Annotated in this window: 22 protein-coding genes and 1 riboswitch; of the genes, 7 read left to right on the top strand and 15 right to left on the bottom strand. The window is 54.7% G+C overall.

Features of this window, described 5'->3' with window-relative positions; genetic code table 11:
• The gene (locus tag R8377_RS02450; RefSeq protein WP_317643387.1) at nt 1-999 is read left to right on the top strand and encodes a hemagglutinin; all 999 of its coding nucleotides are present in this window, start codon (nt 1-3) and stop codon (nt 997-999) included.
• A 95-nt stretch (nt 1000-1094) separates the two neighbouring features.
• Here the strand turns inward: R8377_RS02450 and glnA are convergent, their stop codons facing one another.
• The 3 genes from glnA to dnaE form a co-directional block, all read right to left on the bottom strand.
• Nucleotides 1095-2432 (bottom strand): type I glutamate--ammonia ligase, encoded by a 1338-nt coding sequence (gene glnA, locus R8377_RS02445; RefSeq protein ID WP_317643386.1) that lies wholly within the window; start codon nt 2430-2432, stop codon nt 1095-1097.
• Between the two features lie 183 nt (nt 2433-2615).
• Nucleotides 2616-3362 carry a hypothetical protein gene (locus R8377_RS02440; RefSeq protein WP_317643385.1) on the bottom strand — a complete coding sequence of 249 codons (747 nt, stop codon included), beginning with the start codon at nt 3360-3362 and terminating at the stop codon, nt 2616-2618.
• 80 nt (nt 3363-3442) lie between these two features.
• The gene (dnaE, locus tag R8377_RS02435) at nt 3443-7006 is read right to left on the bottom strand and encodes a DNA polymerase III subunit alpha (RefSeq protein WP_317643384.1); all 3564 of its coding nucleotides are present in this window, start codon (nt 7004-7006) and stop codon (nt 3443-3445) included.
• Between the two features lie 316 nt (nt 7007-7322).
• Here dnaE and R8377_RS02430 point away from each other — a divergent pair, with 316 nt between their 5' ends.
• Nucleotides 7323-7772, top strand: a complete 450-nt coding sequence (locus R8377_RS02430) for a helix-turn-helix domain-containing protein (RefSeq protein ID WP_317643383.1) — start codon at nt 7323-7325, stop codon at nt 7770-7772.
• Nucleotides 7773-7774: 2 nt separating this feature from the next.
• On the top strand, nt 7775-8329 hold the full coding sequence (locus R8377_RS02425; RefSeq protein WP_317643382.1) for a PIN domain-containing protein: 555 nt from the start codon (nt 7775-7777) through the stop codon (nt 8327-8329).
• Nucleotides 8330-8698: 369 nt separating this feature from the next.
• On the opposite strand, the gene R8377_RS02420 is transcribed toward R8377_RS02425, so the two are convergent.
• On the bottom strand, nt 8699-8908 hold the full coding sequence (locus R8377_RS02420) for a hypothetical protein (protein WP_317643380.1): 210 nt from the start codon (nt 8906-8908) through the stop codon (nt 8699-8701).
• 199 nt (nt 8909-9107) lie between these two features.
• On the opposite strand from R8377_RS02420, the gene R8377_RS02415 reads away from it, so the two are divergent.
• Nucleotides 9108-11282 (top strand): InlB B-repeat-containing protein, encoded by a 2175-nt coding sequence (locus R8377_RS02415; RefSeq protein ID WP_317643379.1) that lies wholly within the window; start codon nt 9108-9110, stop codon nt 11280-11282.
• Between the two features lie 49 nt (nt 11283-11331).
• On the opposite strand, the gene R8377_RS02410 is transcribed toward R8377_RS02415, so the two are convergent.
• The 8 genes from R8377_RS02410 to R8377_RS02375 all read right to left on the bottom strand — a co-directional run bounded on the left by R8377_RS02410 (nt 11332) and on the right by R8377_RS02375 (nt 19362).
• Nucleotides 11332-12252 carry an RluA family pseudouridine synthase gene (locus R8377_RS02410; protein WP_317643671.1) on the bottom strand — a complete coding sequence of 307 codons (921 nt, stop codon included), beginning with the start codon at nt 12250-12252 and terminating at the stop codon, nt 11332-11334.
• 11 nt (nt 12253-12263) lie between these two features.
• Nucleotides 12264-12827, bottom strand: coding sequence for a signal peptidase II (locus tag R8377_RS02405; protein WP_317643378.1), 564 nt, complete (start codon nt 12825-12827; stop codon nt 12264-12266).
• Between the two features lie 13 nt (nt 12828-12840).
• Nucleotides 12841-14205, bottom strand: coding sequence for a DivIVA domain-containing protein (locus tag R8377_RS02400; RefSeq protein WP_317643377.1), 1365 nt, complete (start codon nt 14203-14205; stop codon nt 12841-12843).
• Nucleotides 14206-14364: 159 nt separating this feature from the next.
• On the bottom strand, nt 14365-14658 hold the full coding sequence (locus R8377_RS02395) for a YggT family protein (RefSeq protein WP_317643376.1): 294 nt from the start codon (nt 14656-14658) through the stop codon (nt 14365-14367).
• Nucleotides 14659-14711: 53 nt separating this feature from the next.
• On the bottom strand, nt 14712-15200 hold the full coding sequence (locus tag R8377_RS02390) for a cell division protein SepF (protein ID WP_317643375.1): 489 nt from the start codon (nt 15198-15200) through the stop codon (nt 14712-14714).
• Nucleotides 15201-15249: 49 nt separating this feature from the next.
• Nucleotides 15250-16470, bottom strand: a complete 1221-nt coding sequence (gene ftsZ, locus R8377_RS02385) for a cell division protein FtsZ (protein ID WP_317643670.1) — start codon at nt 16468-16470, stop codon at nt 15250-15252.
• A 206-nt stretch (nt 16471-16676) separates the two neighbouring features.
• Nucleotides 16677-17840: a tRNA dihydrouridine synthase DusB gene (gene dusB, locus R8377_RS02380; RefSeq protein WP_317643374.1), complete on the bottom strand. Its 1164-nt coding sequence runs from the start codon at nt 17838-17840 to the stop codon at nt 16677-16679.
• Nucleotides 17841-17844: 4 nt separating this feature from the next.
• A complete protein-coding gene (locus R8377_RS02375) occupies nt 17845-19362 on the bottom strand; it encodes a glycine--tRNA ligase (RefSeq protein WP_317643373.1) in 1518 nt (505 codons plus the stop codon).
• Nucleotides 19363-19480: 118 nt separating this feature from the next.
• Nucleotides 19481-19582, top strand: a riboswitch (TPP riboswitch).
• Between the two features lie 41 nt (nt 19583-19623).
• Here R8377_RS02375 and R8377_RS02370 point away from each other — a divergent pair.
• Nucleotides 19624-19977, top strand: a complete 354-nt coding sequence (locus R8377_RS02370) for an MTH1187 family thiamine-binding protein (RefSeq protein WP_317643372.1) — start codon at nt 19624-19626, stop codon at nt 19975-19977.
• Nucleotides 19978-20144: 167 nt separating this feature from the next.
• Here R8377_RS02370 and R8377_RS02365 read toward each other — a convergent pair whose 3' ends face one another.
• The 3 genes from R8377_RS02365 to R8377_RS02355 form a co-directional block, all read right to left on the bottom strand.
• Nucleotides 20145-20690: a DUF3800 domain-containing protein gene (locus R8377_RS02365; RefSeq protein WP_317643371.1), complete on the bottom strand. Its 546-nt coding sequence runs from the start codon at nt 20688-20690 to the stop codon at nt 20145-20147.
• A 193-nt stretch (nt 20691-20883) separates the two neighbouring features.
• Entirely contained in the window at nt 20884-21696 is an 813-nt protein-coding gene (locus R8377_RS02360; RefSeq protein WP_317643370.1) for a DUF1266 domain-containing protein, read from the bottom strand.
• Between the two features lie 58 nt (nt 21697-21754).
• On the bottom strand, nt 21755-22666 hold the full coding sequence (locus R8377_RS02355) for a hypothetical protein (RefSeq protein WP_317643369.1): 912 nt from the start codon (nt 22664-22666) through the stop codon (nt 21755-21757).
• 268 nt (nt 22667-22934) lie between these two features.
• On the opposite strand from R8377_RS02355, the gene R8377_RS02350 reads away from it, so the two are divergent.
• Nucleotides 22935-23975 (top strand): LacI family DNA-binding transcriptional regulator, encoded by a 1041-nt coding sequence (locus R8377_RS02350; protein WP_317643368.1) that lies wholly within the window; start codon nt 22935-22937, stop codon nt 23973-23975.
• 221 nt (nt 23976-24196) lie between these two features.
• Entirely contained in the window at nt 24197-25498 is a 1302-nt protein-coding gene (locus R8377_RS02345; RefSeq protein ID WP_317643367.1) for an MFS transporter, read from the top strand.
• Nucleotides 25499-25555 lie beyond the last annotated feature (57 nt).

The following is a 25555-nucleotide window of genomic DNA, read 5'->3' as shown; positions in this document are numbered from 1 at the left end:
ATGAGTACTCAGCAGACAACGAATTCCGGATCAAAAAAGTCCAAATCGGGCGCCAAAAAGCGTCCCAAGTCATCGAAAAAAGCCCGCTCACTTTACCAGCGCTGGCTGAGACTCCCCCTCGGTCGCCGGGTCGAGACCGCTGCTGCCTGCTTCGTGGCGCTCATCCTCGTCATTGCCCTAGTGATTACTGCCTTGGGCTTTTTGGGCTACGGCATCAAGGTCAACAATATGCGCAATCATCAGGAAGAATCGCACGAACTCTATGGTTTCAACCCCGGTCAAATCATCAGCGACGAACGCTTTTTTGACACCACTAGTATGAACGGCGACGACGTGCAGGCCTTCCTGAACCAAAAGGGTGCCGAGTGCACAGCCCAGAGCAGCAAGGACTCCGAACCCTGCCTCAAAAACTTCCGAGTTGACACACCGTCAAAGCCTGCCGACGATTTGTGTGACGAATATCAGGGCGGCAAGAACCAAAGCGCAGCTACCATCATCGACGGCGCAGCCCGCTCCTGCGGAGTCAGCCAAAAAGTCTTGCTTACCATGCTCCAAAAAGAACAGCACTTAGTTTCGGCAACTGCCCCCAGCAAGATTCAATACAAAGCAGCTATGGGCTTATCTTGCCCCGACGATGACTCCTGTGACCCCAAGTTTGCAGGCTTCTTCAACCAGGTCTACGGTGCCGCCCAGCGCTACCGCTACTACCAAAAACATATCGACGACTACCAATTCAAGCCCGGCCGTATTAACTCGGTGCGATACTCCCCCGACCCCTCCTGCGGCGCTTCCGACGTCTACATTGAAAACACAGCCACCGCACTGCTTTACATCTACACGCCCTACCAGCCCAACGAAGCAGCCCTCAAGGCCGGTGCTGGTGAAGGTGACTCCTGTTCCGCCTACGGCAACCGCAACTTCTCCCTCATGTACAACGGCTGGTTCAACCCACCCAAGCCAGAGCCCGCCACCCCCTCCGTCAAAAAGCGGACAATATAAGGCTCACTGTCTAACGGTTGCATAACAACACAAAGCCGGGCTGCCAGCACAAATGTGTCGCTGGCAGCCCGGCTTTTTATATCCGGCAAGAATCGCTACAGTCTCGGCAGATAGTATTCGAGCTCGTAGGGGGTTACTTGGCGGTTGTATTCGTTCCATTCTTGGCGCTTGTTGCGTAGGAAGTACTCGAAGGCGTGCTCGCCCAAGACGCCGGCTACGAAGTCGGACTTTTCCATGATTTTTAGGGCCGTATCGAGCGAATCTGGTAGGGGCTGAATGCCCATAGCCTGGCGCTCAGCGTCGGTGAGTTCCCAAACGTCGTCCGAAGTGGGCTCGCCTAGGGTCATCTTCTTTTCAATGCCATCTAGGCCGGCAGCCAGCAGGACCGAGAAGGCCAAGTAGGGGTTGGCTACTGGATCGAGCGCGCGGAACTCCATGCGAGCCGAATTGCCCTTGCCGGGCTTGTATTGCGGGATGCGCAGGAGGGCCGAACGGTTGTTGTGACCCCAGCAGATGTAGGAAGGTGCCTCAGCCCCGCCCCACAGGCGCTTGTAGGAGTTCACATACTGGTCGGTTACCGCGCAAATCTCGGCCGCGTGAGCCAAAATCCCGGCCGCAAACTGCCGGGCCGTAGTCGACATGTTGAACTCTTGCCCTACCTCGTAAAAGGCGTTCGTATCGCCCTCAAAGAGGCTCAAGTGGGTGTGCATACCCGAGCCGGGCTTGTCGGTGTAAGGCTTGGGCATAAAGGAAGCATGCATACCCCGCTCCAAGGAAACTTCCTTAACGACCGTGCGGAAGGTCATGATGTTGTCTGCTGTGGCCAAAGCGTCCGCATAGCGCAAATCAATCTCATTTTGGCCCGGGCCCGCTTCGTGATGGGAGTATTCCACCGAAATGCCCATCTGCTCCAGCATGCTCACGCAGGAGCGACGGAAGTCCATAGCAGGGCTGCGCGGCACATGGTCGAAGTAGCCGCCCTCGTCGATAGGAACAGGCGAATTCAGCCAGTTTTCCTCGCCCTTAAAGAGGTAGAACTCAATTTCGGGATGCACGTAGAAGGTAAAGTCCTTCTCTTTGGCTTGGGCCAATGCGCGCTTGAGTACGTGGCGGGGGTCCCCACGGGAGGGCTCGCCGTCTGGGGTCAAAATATCGCAGAAAATGCGGGCAGTACCTTGGGGGCCGCCATGTGAAGGAAGTATTTGGAAGGTGGAAGGATCTGGCTTGACAATCATGTCATCTTCCGAGACCCTAGTCATGCCTTCAATCGCGGAGCCGTCGAAGCCCAAGCCCTCGTCGAAGGCTTTTTCAAGTTCGGCAGGCGCTATAGCCACCGATTTCAAGGTCCCTAGTACGTCGGTGAACCAGAGGCGAATGAAGCGCACATCTCGTTCTTCAACAGTACGCAGGGCGAACTCTTCTTGTTTTTCCATGAACCCATAGTCGCATGCCTATATTTCTTGCAAGGCCCGCCCTATGTTAACGACTTGTCGCCAGCCTGTGACGAGAAACTAAGAAAGCCCTGAGAATCAGCTTTTCAAGAGTTGAGCCTGTAACATTAGCAGCAACACGCACCTAGCACCTAGCACCTAGCACCTAGCACCTAGCACCTAAGGCTACTCGATGCGACCACCCTTAGGCTTGCCACCGCGATTAAAGCGCGTGTGCTCAGCAATAATGCCCATAGCCTTAGCCCGGTCTAAGCTGCCCGAATCAAACAGTGTGAATCCCTGCACCTTGAGCAGTTCCACATCGCTAGTACCGATGAGCAAGTCTTCCACAAAATCAGCCGAGGAAGCAAAAACCATTGGCGGAGGGAAGGACTGGCCCGAGCGCCCCTCAATCCACAGCTTGGCCTCCAACTTGTCTGCCCGGTTGACCACCAGCATGGCTGAGAGCCCTGAAACCACAGTCGTCAGGTCTTTCACCGCAGCTTCGGGGCCATCGCCATCCAAGTTTTTCAAGAGCGCTACTGCCCCCTCGGGCGCGTCTACACACAGGGCAGAAATGTCTGAAATCTGACAAAAAGCAGACAGCAGCTCAGCCGAAGCCAGTCGAGTAACAATAAGCGCAGCCTTAGCCCGGTTACCAATGAGACCTTCGAGCTCTTCATCAAAGCTGCCGGCAGCCAGAGGGTCGATGCCGTTGGCACCAGCTGCATCGGTGCTCTGGAGTCTGTCAGTACTTTCAGCGTCGAGCGCAGCCTCGCTTGGCCCCTGCCCTAACTCCTGACCAGAGGCGCTACCCTGCCCGCTTTGCATCTCTCGCTCGAAGTCCGCCAGAGCGCGCTCAATCTCCTCATCAGAAAGGTGTCCGTCTGCACCTCCGGCGGGCAACGCCGAATCGTTGGAATTCTCGCTCATGGGCACCTCCTTGGAGCTTAACACGTCTCTTTCTATCTACTCAACCTACTCGCGCCTAGCGAGAATTCACCCGAACGCAATCACGAAGCCGGTAAGCAGGAGGGTCCGAATATCGATTTAATCTCCGCTAGCATCGAAGTGTCGTGCCGGGTGCGGAAACCATCTCCAAAGGTAAAGAGCTTCACATTGCCCTTAGCGTCCGACACCGCAAGCTTGACCTCACTGTAGCCAGGGTGATCTTGCAAGATACGGCCCAAGCGCTCCATCCGCCCACGATCCAGAGCACCCCTAGGAAGGGTGATAATGAGCGGCCGCTCGTCAGCAGACTCCATAGTGGGAACTTCCATGTCTTGGGCCCGCAGGCTCACGCCCTCGTCGCGCACGTCGACCTGACCGCGTATGCGAATGACGGTGTCGAGCGCCAACTGCTCGCTCGCATTGTCGTATGCTTTGCCGAAGAAGGTGCAGGCTATTGAACTTTCCAAATCCTCGATAGTCACGCGCGCCCAAGGGTTGCCACGCTTGGAAACGCGCCGGTCTACGGAAGTAACCAAACCTGCCAAAGTCACACTCTGGTTCTCACCAATCGACTGAGCACGGTCTATCAGCTGAGCAATCGACATATCTCGCATGCCAGCCAAAATCGAGGCCATGCCCGAAAGCGGATGGTCGGAAACATACAGACCCAACATTTCGCGCTCAAAGTTGAGCTTGGTTTTCTTATCCCACTCTTCGATGTCTGGCACCGACACGTCAGCATCGCCCAGCAAGTCAGATTCAGGCGTTTCATCCTCGTCAGCAAAGAGGTCAAACTGGCCCTCGGCCTGCTTGCGCTTTAAAGGAACCACCTGGTCGATGGCGACCTCGTGAATCTGGAACAGAGCCCTGCGATTGCCGTCTGTCTCGTCGAAAGCTCCGGCCTTAATGAGAGACTCTACCGTACGCTTGTTGAGCGCATCCATCGAAACGCGCTTCACGAAGTCAAGGAAGTTTACAAACTTGCCCTGCTTGCTTTCGCGCTGCTTCACAATCTCAGTCACGGCCTTGTCGCCCACGTTGCGAATAGCACCAAGACCGAAACGGACCACATCGCCGACTGCGGAATACTCCGAAACCGACTCGTTGATGTCGGGTGCCAAGACCTGGATACCCATACGCCTTGCCTCGCCCAAGTAGAGGGCCGTCTTGTCTTTGTTGGTGCGCTCGCCTTGCAGGAGGGCTGCCATAAACTCCACCGGATAGTGGGCCTTCAGGTAGGCAGTCCAGTATGCGATAAGGGCGTAAGCTGCGGAATGCGCCTTGTTGAAAGCGTAGCCAGAGAAGGGCACCAAAATGTCCCACACGGCCTGAGCCGCTTCCTCTGAGTATCCATGTTCTTTCATACCCTCGAAGAAGGGCACCTGCTCCTTGGCCAACACTTCGGGCTTTTTCTTACCCATAGCTCGGCGCAACACATCTGCCTTACCCAGCGAATAACCGGCCAAAATACGCGCGGCAGACTGCACCTGCTCCTGGTAGACAATCAGACCGTACGTCTCGTCCAAAACCGCCTTAAGCGGCTCGGCCACCTCAGGGTGGATGGGCTCAATCTTCTGCTGCCCGTTCTTGCGCTTAGCATAGTTGATATGCGAATTCATATCCATGGGGCCCGGGCGGTAGAGGGCGATCAGTGCGGATATATCGTTGAAATTATCGGGTTTTAGAAGGCGGAGTAGGGAACGCATGCCGTCGCCATCGAGCTGGAAGACGCCAAGCGTGTCACCGCGCGAGAGCAGCTCGTATGTTTCCTTGTCGTCCAGCGGAATCTGCTGGTAGGAGATGGTCTCCTTACCGTTGCGCGTGATGTTGCTCAAGCAGTCACGGATTACGCTCAAGTTGGAAAGGCCCAAGAAATCCATCTTGACCAGCCCCAAGGTTTCGCAAGTGTGATATTCGAAGGTGGTGGTCACCGTGCCGTCGTTGCGCTGCATGAGCGGCGACGTGTTCGTAATCGGCTCGGCTCCCATGATAGTTGCGCAGGCGTGCACACCCGTCTGGCGAATGATGCCTTCTAAGCCCTTGGCCTCGTCGGTAATGCGCTTCACATCAGAGTCAGAATCGTAGAGTTCGCGGAACTCGCGCGCCTCCGGGTAACGCTTGGAGCTGGGGTCGAAAATGTCGTGCAAGCTCACGTCTTTGCCCATTGCAGAAGGCGGCAGGGCTTTAGTGACGCGCTCACCTGCTGAGTATTCGTAGCCCATGATGCGAGCCGAATCTTTCAAAGCGTTCTTAGTTTTGATGGTGCCGTAAGTCACGCATTGGGCTACCTTGTCGGAGCCATACTTTTCGGCCACGTATTCGAGGACTTTCATACGCCCATCAGGGTCGAAATCCACGTCGATATCGGGCAGGGAGACGCGCTCTGGGTTGAGGAATCGCTCGAAAATCAGGCCGTGCTGGAGGGGGTCCAACTCGGTGATACCCATAGCGTATGCCACCATTGAGCCTGCTGCCGAACCACGCCCGGGGCCCACCATGATGCCGTGTTCTTTGGCCCAATTGATATAGTCGGAGACCACGAGGAAGTAGCCGCAGAACTGCATCTGGCAAATCACGCCGCATTCATAGTCTGCCTGTTGAGAGACTTCACTGGGCACGCCTTCTGGATAGCGCACTTTGAGGCCATCGTCGACTTGTTTCAAGAAGAGCGAAGTCTCGTCCCAGCCCTGAGGGCAGTCAAAACGGGGCATGAAAGCACCATCTTCGTGATCGTCAAACATCACGTTGCAGCGCTCAGCTATTTCCATCGTGTTGTCGCAAGCTTCGGGGAACTCTTTGAAGAGGTCGCGCATCTCCTCTGCTGAGCGAATGTAGTAGCCGGAGCCGTCGAACTTGAAGCGGCCCGGGTCGTCGAGGTGTGAGCCGGAGTTGATGCAGAGCAGGGCATCCTGAGCGCCCGCATCTTCCTTGCGCACATAATGAGCATCGTTGGTAGCTACCAGCGGAGCTCCGATGCGCTTGGCAATTTCGAGCAGGTCTTTCGTGACCCGCTTCTCAATCTCAAGCCCATGGTCCATCAACTCCACGTAATAGTTATCTTTACCGAAGATGTCTTGGAACTCGCCGGCCGCGCGCAGGGCTTCGTCGAACTGGCCCAAGCGCAAGCGAGTCTGCACAATGCCCGAGGGGCAGCCCGTCGATGCAATCACGCCCTTCGAGTGTGCAGCGAGCACCTCTTTATCCATACGAGGCCATTTGCCCACTAAGCCCTCAAGATTGGCTATAGAAGAGGCCTTAATCAGGTTTACCAAGCCGGTATCGTCTTCGGCCCACAGGGTCATGTGGGTGATGAAACCGCCGCCGGAGACGTCGTCTGATCGCTGGGTTTCATCGCCCCAGCGCACGCGGGTTTTATCCTGCCGAGCAGTCTCCGGCGTTACGTAAGCCTCGATACCCAAGATGGGTTTAATATCGTTGTCGACCGCGGTGCGCCAAAGCTCGTAGGCGCCGTGCATGTTGCCGTGGTCAGTAATGGCGATAGCGGTTTGTCCCATCGCCTTCACCTGCTTCACCAGTTCAGGAATCTTGGAAGCGCCGTCGAGCGTGGAGTAATGCGTGTGATTATGCAAGTGCACAAAACTGTCAGGAGCAAGAGAAGAAGCCATACCCCTAATCTACTAAACCCCCTCCCCGCCCCGCAATTCACCCCACCGCCCAATCGAGCGCGCAAAAGAGCCAATCCCCAGCCCTCCCACCGTTTATTAGCCCCACCCAACCCCAGCAACTGAGCTAACAGCATACCCATCGCTGTGCAAGCAACCAAGCCTTGCCCTGTCGCGAGAGCGCAACGAAAGCAGGGCGAAAGCATACCGAAGTGCAAGAGCTTAAACAGTAAGTGGCAACTCTTACGCAGCTCAAAGCGCAAGCATTTGTCCATTGTGTCCATTGTGTACTATGCTGAGCAGTATTAAGGAGGTAACGATGACCATTGCAAGGCAAGCTGACCCCATGCCCCGAAAGGCCCAACAGCAGAGCGATTTACCCTTTCTTCAGGGCCAAGACGGCGAGCGCATCCCCCTATCCGTCAAGCTCTACCAGCAGATTCGAGACTTGGTACTTTCCTCACCGAGTTCAGATTGCGAGCAGGTTACTCCCGCCGAGCAAACTCAGCGCCTCACGACAGGCCAAGCAGCGCAAATTCTCGGTATTTCCCAGCGCACTCTTACCCGCATGCTCGACCGAGGCCTTATCCCCTACTCGCGCCCGCAAGCGCAAGGCTACCGTTTTCTCAATTTGGAAGACGTACTCGCCTATAAGCGTCAGCGAGACCAGCAAACCCGTCACAGCCTAGAAAACATGCGAGAAAACGCTTCGCAGGCCGGCTCTTACGACGTGGACTACTCCCAGTATCTCGCTCAGTTCAAGGACTAGCCATGCTAGAAGCCGCCTTCCTCGACGCAAACCTCTTCGTTCCCACCTGGACCCTCGATGCCTTTCTCAGCCTCGCGGAAGCGCGCGCATATGAGCCTTTCTGGTCAGATAAGATTATGGAAGAGGCGCGTGTAGCAATTCAAGAAGTCCGACAGGTGAGCAAGCAGCAGGCCCAGCAAGTGCTAGACGCGGCCAACAAGGCCTTTCCGATGGCACTCACCCAAGGCTGGGAAACACTTGAACAAGACATAGCTTTGCCAGATATAGACGATCGCCATGTCCTAGCCGCAGCGCGCTTGGCTGGCGCTCAAACCATCGTTACTTTCAACCTGAAACACTTTCCACAGTCCGCTCTCGCTCCGGTAGGTTTAGAAGTCCAATCACCCGACGCTTTTTTGAGTCGCATGTACGATGGGGCGCCGGAATTATGCGGTCAAGCGATGCGCGATCTGGTAAACAGCAAACATCACCCTCCCCGCACTATGCAAGAGGAAATCGAACATCTCAACCGCATAGGTCTTCCCGTATTCGCTCGCCGTTTGGCAGAAACAAACTAGTTCGCTCACATAGTCCTTTCGCCCTTTCCAACAGGCTCAGCAATCACAGACTCAACGGGAGATTCCCCTCGCCGTCGCGGATTTTAGGCCCTTTTAAGGGTCAAGCTAGTTACTGGTGCTACACTTAAGGTCTGTATTAGCGTTAAGCGCACTGTTGCTTATGGTTGGGGAACCGTAGAAGACTTTGTGCGCCATGAAATATTTAGACACTGAAATTTCAGCTTATTGTCGCTGGTTTCGGTTTAGAGGGGTGTTGTTATGCGCGTCAAGCACACATTTAGTGCTGCACTCGTTGCATTATCCATGGCTATCCTGGGGGGGGGGGTCCGCTAATTTAGCGGCACCGGTCACTGTTCACGCCGACCCGGTTCAATCCCAATCCTCGCTTTCAGATTCAGATTCGCGCAAGGCAGCGCAATCGCCCAAAACCAAAGATGTATCACCACTCGATACTGTAACGAAGTCAATTGATTCTCCCACATTTGAGGCACCGACGCCCCAAGAGCAATCAGAATCACACACTCCCCTAGGCACTTCCCAGCCCAAGCAATCAGCGCCAACCCCTGAGCCCAATCCCAAACCCGCTCAGCCTAAGCCGCAGCCATCGCCAACCCCAACCGCTACCCCATCACCGCAGTCCAGCTCCACCCCAAGTCCGGCCCCATCGCACCCCAATACAATCACCCCGCGCGGAGGCCCATACTCCTGCACCCCAGACGTCAGCACCATAGCCGACTGCTTCCCCGACCCCAACCTAGCCGCCGCCATCGCCAATCGCATGCCTCGCACACCCCCCAGCTACCCAGCCCGACAAGTAACCGACAAGCTCACCACAGCCGATATCACTGCAACAACGTCATTAGATTTGAGCGATTCTAGGTCTGGAGAAGGCCTCATCATCTCTGATATTGTAAGCGTTCAAGGCTTATCCATTTTTACTAATCTCACTGGTTTAGCCATCAAAAACACCAAAATTACAGATATTACCCCTCTGACGAATATGCCAAAACTAATAGGTTTGAATGTAGGCGGTAATCAGATTAGCGTTCTCGGACAGCTCAATAACCCAAATCTTGAACAACTTTACCTTGGCAGCACAAGTTCGTATTTGAACAATACTGATGAAAATGGTTTGCCTATCTTCATTTCTGCGAGCAACAACGTGACTACCGAAGCATTACGAACCGTTAACTGGTCGCAACTAACAAAACTTAAAGAACTGAGTTTAGTTGGTAATCCAATAACCGATCTCAGCCCCATAACGGAAGTACCAAATCTTGAATCTATTAACGCAAGCGATTGCAAAATAAGTTCGTTGGGACCGTTACATAATCCGAATTTATCGACGCTTAGACTCCAACGAAATCAACTCGCTGGCACTGCTCTTTCCACGGTAAATTGGAGCCAGCTGACTAAGCTAAAAACTGTTATAATCTACAGAAACCAAATTACTGACATTAGTCCGTTAACTGATATGCCGGGACTAGAAGACCTCCAGGCATGGTGGAATCAAATTGACACCATAGGAAATTTCACCAACCCGAATATAGTAAATCTGTCGCTCTACAAAAACAAGATCAGCACACCTGCGCTAAATTCTGTCAATTGGAGCCAGCTCTTGCAGCTGAAATACCTGCTCTTAGGACAAAATTTACTCGTTGACATCAGCCGTCTCACCAACATACCGAATCTTAACTACTTGTCTGTGGATGGCAATCAGATTGCAACGTTAGGTGAGCTCAACAATCCTAATCTAACTTATCTCAGCATTGGACAAGGCGGCGGAAGCGCAAGTTGGGACGGAGTTGGCAATGAAGTCCATTCATTTGGGGGAGGCAACAAAATCACCGATTCAAGCTTTACCACGGTTAAGTGGAATGCCCTAACCAAACTGCAAACACTTCAAATGTATGGTAATCAAATTACCAGTTTAGACAACCTTCCATCCATACCTACATTACTCGTTTTGGACGCTGGCATGAACAAGATAGATAAACTGGGGCAGCTGAACTTCCCAAACCTCACAAATCTGCGCTTATCTCAAAACAAAGTCACTAGTGCTCATATTGCGACTACAGACTGGAGCAAACTTGTTCAACTTCAAAAGTTATGGCTTGATAGCAATCAAATTACAAGCTTAAGTATGCTTAATACAGCTTGGGCTCCGTTCATAGCACGACTAAGTCAGCTCTCTCTTAATAGTAATCAGATAACCGATGTCAGCACTGTAGATTGGAGCAAGTTCACCGCTTTAACAAATCCGAACTACATACTAGACAATCAACAAGTGCGCTTGCCAGACATACCTACCTACTCAGACAATCCCCTTAACCTCGGCCCTGCAATCATTAGCCACAGTCCAGATGTATTCGCCATCCCAGATAAATATAACTGGAATAACACTGACGTATCGACTCCTGCTGGCGGTTCCTACAACACAGCTAATGGCTTTTACACATGGCCACACTCATATCCAGGCGATTATATATACGGTTTTACAGGCACCATCCAGCTTCCTAACGCCTCCGGACCAACAAACTTCAACGGTAGAATCTCCCAGAAAGTTTTAGGCGTCACAGTCACTTTTGATGCTAATGGCGGAACCCTCCATACGCCTGCGGTGCAGGCTTTGGCGAACGTCGGCGATCGAGCTAGTGCACCGAATCCAAGGCCCACGAAAGAGGGCGAGATGTTAGTTGGCTGGTACACCCAGGCCACAGGAGGCGACCTCTGGGACTTCAGCAATCCCGTCAACTACAACATGACCCTCTACGCTCACTGGGCCGCAGCCCTAATCCTCCCGACCGCCGGAGCTATACCGCTCCAGCAGCTCGGCGGAGGAAGCCTACTTGCCCTATCCGTCCTATCAGCAGTGGTCTACGCTGCTCACATTCTCACAGCCCAACGCAAGCACATTCCCCGCCACAGCCCTAGGACTGCCAGTTCTCGCTAATCAAAATTCCCTTTTGCCGCTAACTCGCGTTCATACAGCAGGGCAAGTCTCACTCGCTGAGCTTGGCGGCAGCTTCGGATTGGAGGAGGGTTAGGGATTCGGTGAGGTCTGGGGGGTAGGTAGAGGAGACGGTGGTCCAGAGTTTGGTACGGGGGTGGCGGAACTCTAGGCGGGTGGCGTGGAGCCACTGGCGGGTGAGGCTGAGGCGCTCGGCCAGCACGGGGTTGGCACCATACATGTGGTCACCGACTAGGGGGTGACCGATTGACGAGAAGTGCACGCGAATCTGGTGGGTGCGGCCCGTCTCCAGGTTGACTTTCACTAGGGTGGCCTCCCCCAGTCGCTCCAAGACATCCCAGTGGGTAATCGCCTCTTTGCCCGCGGGAGTCACGGTAAAACGGAAGTCGGAAACCCGAGCGCGGCCAATAGGAGCCTCGATTGTGGCCTTATCTTGTTTCAGATTGCCCTGCACGAGCGCATGGTAGATTTTAACGACTTCGTGGTGGGCGAACTGCTTACGCATCTCCCGGTAGGCCAAATCTGACTTGCATACAAGCATGAGCCCGCTCGTGCCCGCGTCGAGTCGAGACACGATGCCCTGCCGACCTTGCGCTCCTAAGCTTGTAATATGTATGCCCCTATCAAGCAAGGAACCGAGCACAGTCGGGCCATCCCAACCAGGAGAAGTGTGCGCAGCCACGCCCACAGGCTTGTCTACTACGATAATGTCATCGTCTTCGTAGGCCACGGCCATGTCTTCCGAAACTGGCTCCGGAGCGTCTTCCTCGTCCATTTCATCGACTTCTACCACGTCTCCGGGCTGCAAAATAGCCGCCTTGTGGACTTTACGGTTAAGCAGGCGAACCTGATCGCTTCGTATGAGTTCGCTCGCCTTAGCCCGTGAGATACCCAGCATTTTTGCCAGAGCCATGTCGAGGCGCAAGCCAATCAGGGCTTCGGGAGCTGGCATCAGTTTGCCGCTCAACGATTGACCTCCTGGCTGTCGGCCGCCCCCTCACCTGCATCGCGCTCCGTCTGAGCCTGCTGGAGGCTGTTGAAGGGCTTACCAAAGAGAATAAGGGCAACTATTGCCAGGGCAGCAAAGCTCAGATATACGTCGGCAATATTGCCCACTGACCATCCGTAGTCCAAAAAGTCCACCACGCGGCCATTGAGGAAGCCCTGAGCGTACGCGATTCGGTCTATTAAGTTGCCGACCGCACCTGCGAAAGCAAAGGCTAGAGCCACCGTCCAGGCTATGGAATCGGTGCGAAGCAGTAGCACTATAAACGCTAAGCTGGCGAAGATTGCTATCAAGCTAATTACCCAGGTGTACCCAGAACCGAGGCCAAGGGAGGCACCGGGATTGCGCAGAAGACGCAGAGAGAGAAGACCAGGTATAAAAACCTTGGAATTCGTTTCGCTCAGTCGAACCTGAGCAAGAGCCTTTGTGACTTGGTCGAGGCCAAGAGCCAGAAGGACTAGGCATGCGAAGACGGCCACGCGTGTGCGCAGCCGTCTTGATTCGCTTGTGCGGTTTGACACAGACTAGCCAGCTTTAGTGCTGCTGGGCGCTGGGGTTACCGTTGTTTTCAACTATCTGGTAGTTGTTAGTGTCGGAGACCTGAGAAACAAGCTGGCCCAGGAACTCAGTTAGACGGCTACGGTACTCAGCTTCGAAGGACTTGAGGCTTTGAATGTTGCCCTCTACCATCTTGGACTGAGCCATGAGCTTGTCTTGCACGCTAGCTGCGTAACGCTCTGCGGATTCGCGAGTGCTCTTGTCGTAAGACTGAGCGCGCTGCTGCACCTGAAGCTCGTACTCGTCGGCTTCATTACGCTTGCTCCTGGAGTAAGCATCAGCATCGCCGCGAATCTTGGAGGAATAGGTATCAGCCTGAGTGCGAACATTCTGCGCGTAAGAGTCAGCTTCCGAGTGGACGCGCTTAGAGTAGTCGTCTGCATCGGAACGCGTCTTACGCGAGTATGCATCAGCCTTAGACATGACTTCGTCGACCTTGGACTGGCTGGAGGAAACAATCTCAGCACCCTTAGCCTTGCCCTTGTCGACGTACTGGTCGTGCAGCTGCATAGCCAAGGTGAGCATGGCGGTTGCACGCTCGGCCTCGGTGCTGGCATTGGCACCAGCGCCAGCAATCTGCTGGAGGCTACCGGTCTCAGGAGCAGGCTCTGCCTTAGCTACCTGAGCACGCAGCTCTTCTTCACGACGCCTAGAATCCTCAAGCTGACGGTTGAGCTGAGAAGTCTTGGTCCTCTCCTCTTGGATGGTCTGCTGGAACTGTGCAATCTGCTGGCGAGCACCCGACACGTTCTGCTGGGCAGCAGCCAAATCGCGCTTGGCTGAACCGAGCTCTTGCGTCAGGGTCTCGACCTGACGGCGGGCTTCATCGCGCTCACGCTGGAGCGCAGAAAGATTGCCCTGCATTGCCGAGTCGGCAACATGCTGAGAAGACTGAGCGGCCTGGGCCGTCAGCTGGTCAATCTGCTGGTTGAGCTGAGCAACCTGCTTCTTCAGCTGGTCATTCTGCATACCAATCGTGCGAGCGCGCTCTTCGGCATCGGCGACGCGACGCTGCATCTCAGGATTGGGCTGCTGGGCAACCATTGCGGGCGCAGCCTGCTGTCCGGCAGTAGCTGCCTGGGACTTGAGATTGCGATTCTCGTTTTGCAGTGATTGAATCTGGGCGGTCAGCTCAGAAATCTTCGAGTTCAAGTTGGCTACGTCAGGCCCGAAGGACTGAGTTGAAGCACCGTTTCCTTGTACTGCTTGCTTCCCCAGAGCTTCTACCGTTTCAGTTACCTGATCGAGGAAGTCATCGACCTCATCGACGTCATACCCCTCCTTGAACCGCACTGTCTGGAAGGTATGCTCCCGTATGTCTTTGGGCGTCAAAAGAGCCATGTGTATCTCCACCTCGCTTCGGCAACAGTCTACCTACATTGCTGTTCTTTACTAATGCTAGCACGCCCCACTGTACAGAAACAGCGAAAAACGCGTACCATCTTCAAGCCTTCACCTTGTGCAGCCCAACAGGCAACCAAGCCCGCCCATTAAGCGCTCTTAAATGAGGACATTGACAACAACTTGTAAAACGATTAGCCCGAACCACAGGGCCATGAAACTGACGTCCAATTGGATACGTCCGAGTGGCAGGGGCGGAATGTAACGACGCAGCCAGCACAGGGGCGGTTCAGTCAACTGATAAATAATCGAAATAATCGAAGCCACTAGTCCGCGCGGATACCAGCGCGGAGAAAGGACCATAATCCAGTCGATAATCATGCGTACAAACAGCACGAAAATATAGGCATCAATGAGCCAGTTGAGAATATAGGCCACGAAACCGAGCAGCATGTGCGGTGAGGCTCCTTACCAGAGTGCGTTCACACGGATAGGATTAACTTCGATTAGTTACCGAAGAAAGACTGCGAGGCAGCTGGAGTTTCAGGCTCCTCAACCTTAATATTGACCTGAGCCGGGCTAAGCAGGAATACCCTCGGAGTAACGCGCTCAATAGAGCCACGCACACCGAAGACTACGCCGGCAGAGAAATCGACGATGCGGTAGGCCACCGACTCGCTCACGCCACTCAAGTTCAATACAACCGGGACGCCGTCTCGAATAGCCCGCCCCACCATTTGCGCATCCTCATAGGTCTTGGGATGAATGGTGGTAATACGGTTGAGCTTGCTCTGGAAGGGGCTAGACACCGCCGGGCTCGACACAGTAGCCGAAGCAAAACTTGCAGACGATTGACTTGCGCCAATAGGCGTGACTGAGTGGTCGTTGTCGAAGCCTGCGTCTTGGCTCTCCTCCTCTGAGGCCATTTCCTCGTCTTCGTCTACGACATCAGCCATGCCGAAGTAGGACATAGCACTCTTCATCAATCCTGCCATGACTTCTTGCTCCTTACCACTTTACGCTAGCCTGCCGCTGGCGTATTCTTTACCGCAGAAAATCTGGAATGTCCAGATAGCCACCCGCGTCTGAAGACCTAGGTTCTTCGCTGTCAGGTTCAGCCTGCTCTTGGCTCTGGTGTTCAGACGAAGCCTCGTCTTCCTGCCAAGGCTGAGCTTCCTGCTCGCCCTCCCCTTCGGAGTCGGCCTGCACATACGAAACATTTTCTTGCGACTGTTCGTTGGACTCGTCGTCTTGAACGGCAGCGAATTCACTAGAAGCCTGCCCCAGCTGGGCAGCCTTCTGAGCGTTGGGATCGAAACCGGCAGCAATAACAGTGACGCGCACCTCGTCGCCATAGGAATCGTCGAGTGCCAAGCCCCAGATAATCTGCGCTTCGGGATGAATGGCATCCTGTACGAGCTTGGCGGCAGCCGAAGCTTCTTGCATAGTCAAATCGGTGGGGCCTGCCACGTTGATCAAAGCACCGTGAGCACCCTCAATGGACTCCTCAAGCAGCGGAGAAGAAATAGCAATCTCGGCAGCTTGCGTAGCACGATCTTCACCCCGAGCTGCACCAATACCGAAGAGAGCCGTGCCAGCATCCTTCAAAATGGCAGTCACATCGGAGAAGTCGACGTGAATGTAGGAGTTCATGGTAATCAGGTCGGTAATGCCCTGCACGCCAGCCAGAAGAGCCGTATCGGCAGTCTTGAAGGCATCCATGACGGAAACCGTGCGGTCAGACAAGTCAAGCAAGCGATCGTTGGGAATAACGATAAGCGCGTCAACTTCCTTGCGCAAGGTCTCAATACCCGACTCGGCAGAAGATGCACGGCGGGGACCTTCGAAAGTGAAGGGTCGAGTGACCACAGCTATGGTCAGTGCGCCCTGCTGACGGGCTGCACGAGCCACGACGGGGCTGGCACCAGTACCGGTACCACCGCCCTCACCTGCCGTCACGAAGACCATATCGGAACCCTTAAGGACTTCCTCGATGTCGCTCTGGTGATCCTTGGCTGCCTTCGCACCCTTCTCAGGGTCGGCACCAGCGCCCAAGCCGCGCGAGTTCATATCCGAAAGGGAGATTTTCACGTTCGCATCGGAGCGCAACAAATCCTTCGCGTCGGTATTGATAGCTACAAACTCAACGTTTTGCAAGCCCTCAGCGATCATACGATTGACCGCATTGCCGCCTGCACCACCGACACCGACGACCTTGATATTGGTCTTGTCATTGAAATTGTCAGTCTGGGCAATCTCGCTCACCATATGCTCCTGTCACTCCACGTTACGGTCAACTCTAGCGCAAACCTGATACGCCAACACGCACACGTATACAGTCATATTCTAGACTAACCCCAACTCTTTCGCTTTTGATGCTAAACCCCAAGCTTCTACACAAGTTCACACTTATTTTTGTAGGTCCTCACCACAGCGATATATCCGGTAGTACTACAGCTTACACAAGCCCCTTAATAAGAGGCGTCCATCGGGTCGTCGCCAAAGAGCGCTTCGCGTTCATCATGGGTAGTTTCGCGCGAATCCAGCCATCCTTGCGGCAGTTTTACTTTCTTAGCGTACCGTACTCGACCGCGCGGCTTGGCCGCAATCGACTCGGGATAGGGCGCGTCTTGCGGCAACAGCGCAATTTGCTGGTCTAAATCTGCCAAAGACTCGCATTCCATAAAGGCCCGCCGGGTGCCGCCGCCAACCGGGAAGCCCTTAAGATACCAGGCCACGTGCTTGCGCATGTCGTGGACTGCCATCTGCTCGTCGCCGTCATAAAACTCAGTCAAAAGCTGGGCGTGGCGCGACACAATCTGCCCCACCTGCCCCAGCGTGGGCTCAACTCGCTTGCTAGAACCAGCAAAAGCGTTGGCGATGTCGCGGAAGAGCCAAGGACGCCCCTGGCAGCCGCGGCCAATTTCTACACCCGCGCAACCAGTCTGCTCAACCATAGCCAGCGCATCTTCAGCACTCCAGATATCACCGTTGCCCAAAACGGGTATGTCGAGCTCTTCCACCAGCTGACCAATGCGATCCCAATCGGAATGACCGCCATAGTATTCGGCAGTCGTGCGCGCATGCAGGGCTACCGCTGCGCAACCTTCCTCTTGAGCTATATGGCCCGCCTCTAAAAAGGTGGTGTGGTCCGCGTCAATACCTACACGAATCTTGGCTGTAACCGGAATGTTCGCACTGCTGCAAACGCTCACTACCCGGTTCAACAACTCCTTAAAGAGGTCCAACTTCCAAGGCAGAGCAGAGCCACCGCCACGTCGTGTCACTTTCGGCACTGGGCAGCCAAAGTTGAGGTCGATATGGTCGGCCATGCCACCCTCGACAACCATGCGCGTAGCCTTCTCCATAATAATCGGGTCTACGCCATACAGCTGTAGGGAACGCACCCGCTCAGAGGGCGCAAACCGGCAGAGGCGGAAAGCCTTCGGGTTCTTCGCCACCAGAGCGCGGGCCGTGACCATTTCAGCTACGTAGAGCCCGTCTGGCCCATATTCCTCGCACAAGACGCGGAAGGGCCAGTTAGTAACGCCCGCCATAGGAGAGAGCACAACCGGAGTAGGCACGGCAATAGGCCCCAGCTGAACCGGGGCCAGTGTAACTTGACTTTGGGCCATAGATTTAGCGGTCGCCGCCTGCTTCGGCTACCTTGACCGGCGCAGACTCGTCTTCGCCAGCCTCTTTCGTAACATCAACAGCGCCATCGGCAGCAGCCTTACCCGTGATGGAAACAGGGCCTTCAGGATAGCGCACGCGCTTTTCGCTGATGCGGGCGCGCACATAATTCTCGACCTTATCCAAGCTCACGCGCTCCTGGGCCATCGTGTCGCGGTCGCGGATAGTGACGGCCTGATCCTCGATGGTATCAAAGTCGACGGTGATGCACAGAGGTGTGCCGATTTCGTCTTCACGACGGTAGCGGCGGCCAATTGCGCCGGCTTCGTCGTAGTCAATCATCCACTCGTTCTGACGTAGGTCTGCGGCCAAATTGTGAGCGATGCCCTGTAACTCGGGCTTCTTGGAGAGTGGGAGTACGGCAGCCTTAATAGGAGCCAGACGCGGATCCAAGCGCAAGACGGTACGGCGATCCACACCACCCTTAGTATTGGGAGCTTCGTCTACGTCGTAAGCGTCGACCAAGAAGGCCATGAGCGAGCGCGTCAAACCAGCGGCAGGCTCGATCACGTAGGGCACGTACTTCTCGCCCGAAGCTGGGTCGAAGTAAGACAGATCCTCGCCCGAATGCTCGGCGTGAGCCTTCAAATCGAAGTCGGTGCGGTTGGCCACGCCCTCAAGCTCGCCCCAAGTGGAGCCGGTGAAACCGAACTTGTATTCGATATCGACCGTGCGCTTGGCGTAGTGGGCCAGCTTCTCCTTCGGATGCTCAAAATGACGCAGGTTCTCGGGGTTAATGCCCAAGTCCGTGTACCAGCGCGTGCGGGCATCAATCCAGTACTGGTGCCATTCTTCGTCGGTTCCGGGAGTCACAAAGAACTCCATCTCCATCTGCTCGAACTCGCGGGTGCGGAAGATGAAGTTGCCCGGGGTAATCTCATTGCGGAAGGACTTGCCCATGTTGGCAATACCAAACGGCGGCTTGGAGCGAGAAGCTCCCATCACGTTCTTAAAGTCCACGAAGATGCCCTGAGCAGTCTCCGGGCGCAGGTAGTGCAGGCTATGCTCGTCAGCAACCGGGCCCAAGTGGGTCTGGAGCATCATGTTGAAGTCGCGCGGCTCAGTCCACTGGCCCTTGGTTCCGCAATCGGGGCAGGCAATGTCAGCCAAACCGTTTTCGGGAGCGTGGCCGTGCTTCTCGGTGTAAGACTCCTCCAGGGTATCTGCTCGGTGGCGCTTGTGGCAGTTGAGGCACTCAATCAGCGGATCATTGAAGACGGAAACGTGGCCGGAAGCTACCCAAACCGGAGTAGGCAAAATCACCGAAGTGTCTACGCCTACAACGTCTTGGCGGGTCACGACCATGGAGCGCCACCACTCGTGCTTAATGTTGTCTTTGAGGGCCACGCCCAGGGGGCCGTAGTCCCAAGCCGAGCGCGTGCCGCCGTAAATCTCACCAGCCGGGAATACGAACCCGCGCCGCTTCGCCAGGGAGACGACTTCATCAAGTTTTGACGCTGCCACTAGTCACACCTTCTATTGCCAAATGGGATACAATTCGATGCCTCCTACAATACCGTGCGCTTATGACCGTTGCCGCCCAAGGCGCGCTCATCTCTGTCCCCTGTACGGCCTAGTCTGAAAACACATGCAGGGGAACTCCCGCGGGAGTTGAGAAGGCTTGGAGCCTGACCCTTGGAACCTGTTGGCTAACACCAGCGTAGGGAGCATCCTTGGCCTGCATTGCTGCGGTGTATACATACTTCACACGAAAGGCGGCCAGCGATGGCAGACAAAACACAAGACGCTCGCCAGGGCAGAGACTACATCAACACGGTAGCAGCAGTAGCTATCGCCCCATCCGGCACTGGCGAAGAACTCTCCGAGTATGTGGCACAAGCTGTTGGTGTGATTCGCGAATCTGGCTTGAAAAACGAGACCAACGCCATGTTTACCAACATCGAAGGCGACCTCGACGAAGTCCTGCGCGTAGTGCGCGATGCCACCCTCAAGCTCGCCGCCCAAGGCCACCGCACCGGCGTGAGCTTAAAGCTCGACATCCGCCCCGACGCCCGAGACCAAATGGAGCGCAAGCCCCAACTAGTAAACGAAATCCTAGCCCAGCGCAGTGAATCGTAGTCACGGCATTACAGCACTCGTCAAGTGATATACAAAGCGAGCCCAAAAACGCGCTCGCAGTTTCTTCGAGATAAGTTCGACGCTATCTGCGTGAAGCTAAACCGACATTGCGCATTTGAAGTTCATCAGATAAAATATAAATACGGCGAGTTTGAACGGTTACGTTCTTAATTGTTGTCCGCTCGGGGGCCTTTAGGGGCCCCCGAAGTCAATTCTGGCAGTATGTATCTGCTCTTTCTTTCTTGCAGATAAGCAACTTTCGATGATCGCTGAATATTGGGCGACAGCGTTCTCACAATTTTCATAACCTGTTTATCGCCAGTCGACATATCATCACGATTTATGCGCGCAGCCCTGTTGAGCATGTAGAGTGCCATATCAACTGCTTGCAGTCCAAACGAATGGCGAGAGTCCTCCCATTTAAAAGGAAATACAATGTGGGCGAAATCTGATTGAAAATAACCTTGCGTTGCACCAGAAAGTTTATACTGGTGCATCATTGCTTCGTGGGCGTTCGGGTCATCAACTTTATCTGTGATAACATGCACATCCAGGATATTCTGAGTTTCAGCGTAATAATTGACTCGCTCCAAACAATATTGCAAGGCCAATGTATGCGGCGAATGCGCATGAACTCCGAAAGCTCTGTGGAGTTCTTGCTTGTGCACGCCATACACAATGAGCTGTGCACCACTGGCAGCAACAATCTTCATAGCATTTTATACAATGCGCCAGCAGCCCTATGCTTGCCTTTCATACAAACCCAGTCATCTGCATACTGGAACATACACCGCCTACCAGCTGAGCCTGCGCAAAAGAGCCAGGCTAACTCGATAAGGCACCAGGTTTGCGCTGGATTTGAGACGGGATTCAGGCCTGCGAGCGCCTCAACTCCAGCAGCGGCGCTTACTTAAAGGCTACCTGGTTTACTAAGCTCTCGGGATCCTTGAGGAGCATGCTGGTGGTGCGCGAGATGTTGTCGAGACGGGTGTCGGTCCTATCCCAAAGCCAAGCACCCAAAACATAGCCGGCAGCGGCGTTGCGCCAGTCTGTATACGTCTCCTCGACTTGGCTCTTGAGCTGGGAGCTGTATTGCATGGCTTCACCGCGGCTCACATACCCGGCGCTGTATGCCAAGCTGCTCATGTGTACGACTCGCACTGCGTCCCAGGCCAGTGCGCTCTTGACCTGCGCAAAGTCTTCCAAGAACTCGCCAAAATCATCGCCCTCGCCGTAGCCAGAGCACATCATCAGCATCTCGGTGAGCTCTTGGCTGCCCATCCCTAAGTCTTTCATACTGGCCTTGAAGCTGGTGTTGGATTGCTTGTAATAATAGGAGACAATCGAAGTGGGGAAAAAGCCGACTTTGAGCTTACGTATGCCGCTAATATTGCTGGCCACTGAACGAAAATCGCTAATAAGGTCTACCAACGGTTGGAATTCGCTGCGCTGGCCTTGGCTGATGAGGCCCTGCGCGCGCTGCCTGTAGCTGTCGGTGTCGCTCACACCCCACCACTGTTCGAGGGCGGCTGCACAGGTTGAAGCATCGTCTTCTGATTCAAAGGCGTTGACGTAGTCGCCCAAGTATGACCATGTGAATGAGCCCAGGGCCACGATCCACTGCTCGTGGGGGTTGAGGGCAGACGAGTTGGGCGCGGCGTGGAGCCAACCGTTGGGCATGAGGCTATTCTTAAGCTTATCTTTGAAGGTGCTGGACATGGGGTTTCTCCTTATTATTAATTATTGACTATTGTTCATGGGTTGATGTGGTCAACAGCTAGTTCTGGTAGGTGCGCTCCAGCAGGGTGTGCCGGTCCCAGTCGTCTATGTGGACGCTCACTTTGGCTTGGGGCAGCCCGTAGTCGCTGAGGCTGGCGAGGGCCGATTTCGCATACCCGCTGAGCAGGGGTTCAACAGCGCTGAGCCGGTCGGAATCGACGCGCGCGTAAAGATAGTATTCCATGCCGCGAGAGGAGCTTTCAACATCAACTTGGCGGGCAATCGGTGCAATAATCTTGCCCTGCTGCCGGCCCGAGGCTGATTCGTGGCGCCAACTCCACACCGTTTTGTATGGAGTTCCTAAGATCATGCTGTCTGTGGGTAGGGCAGGCAGGGTGCCCTTCTGAATGCGCTCTGCACCCACGCCCCAACCCTCACCTATCATCGCAAGCGAGAACACTATGGCGCACACTGCCAGCAGCTCGGCGATGCGGTTAAAGACCGGTTTCGCCATGCCCAGGCTGCTCATACCATGACTCACGCCAATAGCGAGTGCGAGCACAGCAACAGAGAGCAGGAAGAAGCCAAAGGTAAGGAGGAGCGTGAAGAGGCTTGGTTCCATAATCAGCTCGGTGATGCCCTGCTCGAAGAACCTTATAGGGGCATCGGGCTTGCCGAAGATGAAAGCTGGTATTTTTCTCACCATGAGAATAATGATTATCCAACCCGAAAGCATGAGAGCACATAGCACCGCCACCGCACGTTTGAGCCGTCGATATTGCTTGAGTGCCACCATAAGGCTCTTGAGCTCAGCTACTGAGTTCTCACTCGCCTCGTCGCCTTCGAAAGATTCACCACTTACAGGGCCCTGCTCGATACCGTTGCCGCTCTCCTCCTTGACGTCCTCTTGCTGGGCAGCGTCAAAGGACTCTTGGTCTGCGCCAGAAGTGTGTAAGAAAAGGGAAAGCACGCTCGAAAACTCCTAGGACGTCTGCCATCACAATACGGATGGAACGGTGCAGCCCCCTCCATAAATGCTAGCAGATACAAGCACCAGCTGACTCCCCGATGCGCAATGAGCACCAGCACTCGCCCGGGCGGCAACTCAAGGCCACAAGCTTGACCTAGAGCCCGTAAGTTAATTGCCTAGTTCAAGCGTGCTCATAGCAGCAAAGCATTCTGCCCGCTGGGTTAAGGCCTAGGGTTATGCTAGGAAAATTGAACCGTAAGGAGATGCTATGACCACGATGAAAGAGATTGCACAGGCAACTGGAGTGTCTGTGTCTACGGTCTCTCTCGTGGTCAACGGGCGCGATCAGGGTCGAGTAAAGCCCGATATAGCCAAGCGAGTGCGGGCCGAGGCCAAGAAAATAGGCTACAGGCCTAACCCCCTTGCTCGCTCCTTGCGTACCTCGCACACCCGCATTATTGGCTTCGTCTCGGAAGAGGTAGCCACCACCCCTTACGCAGGCGGCATTATTATGGGCGCACAAGACGCCGCTGCCCGCTTAGGATACATGCTCATTACCGTCTCGACCGATGGGGTGGCTGAGGAAGAGCGCGAGTTCGCAGCCCTCAAACGCTACGGGGTAGACGGCTTCCTCTACGCGAAAATGTACAACCAGCTCGCCGATGTCCCCCCGGTTTTGCGCCAACTGCCCGTCGTAGTTGCCAACGGTATTGAGCGCACTGGCATGGTGCCGTCCATTGCGCCAGACGAATACGGCATTGGCTATAACGCCACCAAACGCCTTATCAATGCGGGCTGCCAGCGCATTGCTTACATAGGAGACCAAGACCCGATTCTGGCCCAAGGGTTGCGTTTTAAGGGCTACCAGAGCGCTTTGGGAGATGCTGGGATTACTGCAGATCCCAAGCTCGTGGCCAATGTGGGCTTTAACCAGGAGGCTATGGACGCGGTTGAGGCCATGATTGAGGCGGGCAACCCCGATGGGTTCTTCTGTTTCAACGATTCGCGCTCGTGGTACGTATACCAAGCAGCTGCTAGGCGTGGCTTAACTATCGGCCGCGATTGGAGCCTGGTGGGCGTCGATAACCACCGCGTTTTTGCCGAGACTCTGGCTCCCCGACTCACCACAATTGAGCTCCCCCACTACGAAATGGGCTATTGGGCGGCCTGCAAGCTCGTGTCGATGATTGAACACAAGGACGAGAGCCCGGCTTTGCATACTCAGACTCGCGCTCCCCTACCCAGCTTGCAGGCTCCGCGCCCGGCTCTGATTCATTGCCAGCTGATTGAAAAAGATTCTGTGCGCTAGATTCAGCCCGCTGCAATAGAACAAGCGTATTTCCCCTTCTAATCTTTTTCAAGCAATACAACAATATGTGAGCGCTAACGTCGATTATGAATGCGTCAATCGTTTGACGTAAAACGATTGACGCATTATTATATTGGTTAGTCGCATCGAAGCGAACGATGCTTCATCAGGCCGACGGGAACGGCAGCGATGCCACCCGCACACGCGAAAGAGAGGCAGCGATGTCAGCGCAAGCCAAAAAACTATCCGCATGGAGGAACCCCTCCTATCTACAAAGCTCGGTGGGAATCTTCCTCTTCTTCTGCGCTTGGGGCATTTGGTGGGCCTTCTACTCGCTCTGGCTCACTACCAAGCTAGGCATGAACAATACCCAAGTCGGAACTATTTACTCGGTGAACTCCTTGGCAACGCTGATTATTATGTTTGCCTATGGAATTATCCAAGACGAGCTGGGCATTAAGCGCCGCCTGACCATTTTCATCTCGGTCATAGCCGCCTTGGTGGGCCCCTTCGTCCAGTTTATTTACATGCCTCTCATCAAGTCCAACTTGATGGTGGGAGCAATTCTGGGTTCCCTCGTATTGTCCGCTGGCTTCATGTCTGGCTGCTCTTTGCTGGAGGCCGTCACCGAGCGCTATTCGCGTAAGTTCGGTTTTGAATACGGTCAGTCCCGCGCATGGGGCTCCTTCGGCTATGCCATTGTGGCCCTCATCGGCGGTATCGTCTTCAACATCAACCCCATGATTAACTTCTGGCTGGGTTCCGCCTTCGGTGTCGGCATGCTCATGGTTTACGCTTTCTGGGTTCCCAGCGAGCAAAAGGCAGAGATTAAGAAGGAAGCCGATCCCAACACTGAGAAGACTAACCCTTCCATCAAAGAGATGATTTCTGTTCTTGGCATGCCAGCTCTCTGGCTCCTCATCATCTTCATGATGTTCACCAACACCTTCTACACCGTATTCGATCAGCAGATGTTCCCCAAGTACTATGCCGACCTCTTCTCTACTCCAACTTTGGGTACTCAGGTCTACGGTTACCTCAACTCATTCCAGGTCTTCCTTGAGTCGGCCATGATGGGTGTTGTACCAATCATTATGCGCAAAATCGGCATCCGCAACTCCCTCCTCTTGGGCGCTGCTGTAATGTTCCTGCGCATCGGCTTGTGCGGTGTCTTCCACGACCCCTACACGGTCTCCATCGTCAAGCTCTTCCACTCTATCGAGGTGCCGCTCTTCTGCCTGCCGGCCTTCCGTTACTTCACGCTCCACTTCAACCCCAAGCTCTCTGCCACCCTCTATATGGTAGGCTTCCAGATTGCTTCTCAGGTGGGCCAAGTTATTATGTCTACTCCCTTGGGCATGCTTCACGACAAGGCCGGAGACCGCCCCACCTTCTTCGTTATCTCGCTCGTTGTGCTAGTGGCACTGATTTACGGCTTCTTTATTCTTAAGAAGGACGATCAGCAGGTAGACGGAGACCCCTTCTACACCGATAAGCAGTTAGCCGCTCAGGCAGCCGCTTAAGCAGTGATAAATGACCGCTCTGCTCGCTAGATACGAATAGTGAGCAGAGCCGGTCCC

The sequence above is a fragment of the Bombiscardovia apis genome, from assembly GCF_033095945.1.
GTDB classification, from domain to species: domain Bacteria; phylum Actinomycetota; class Actinomycetes; order Actinomycetales; family Bifidobacteriaceae; genus Bombiscardovia; species Bombiscardovia apis.
Note: the sequence above shows the minus strand (reverse complement) of the source record. Positions and strands in the feature narration are given on the sequence as shown.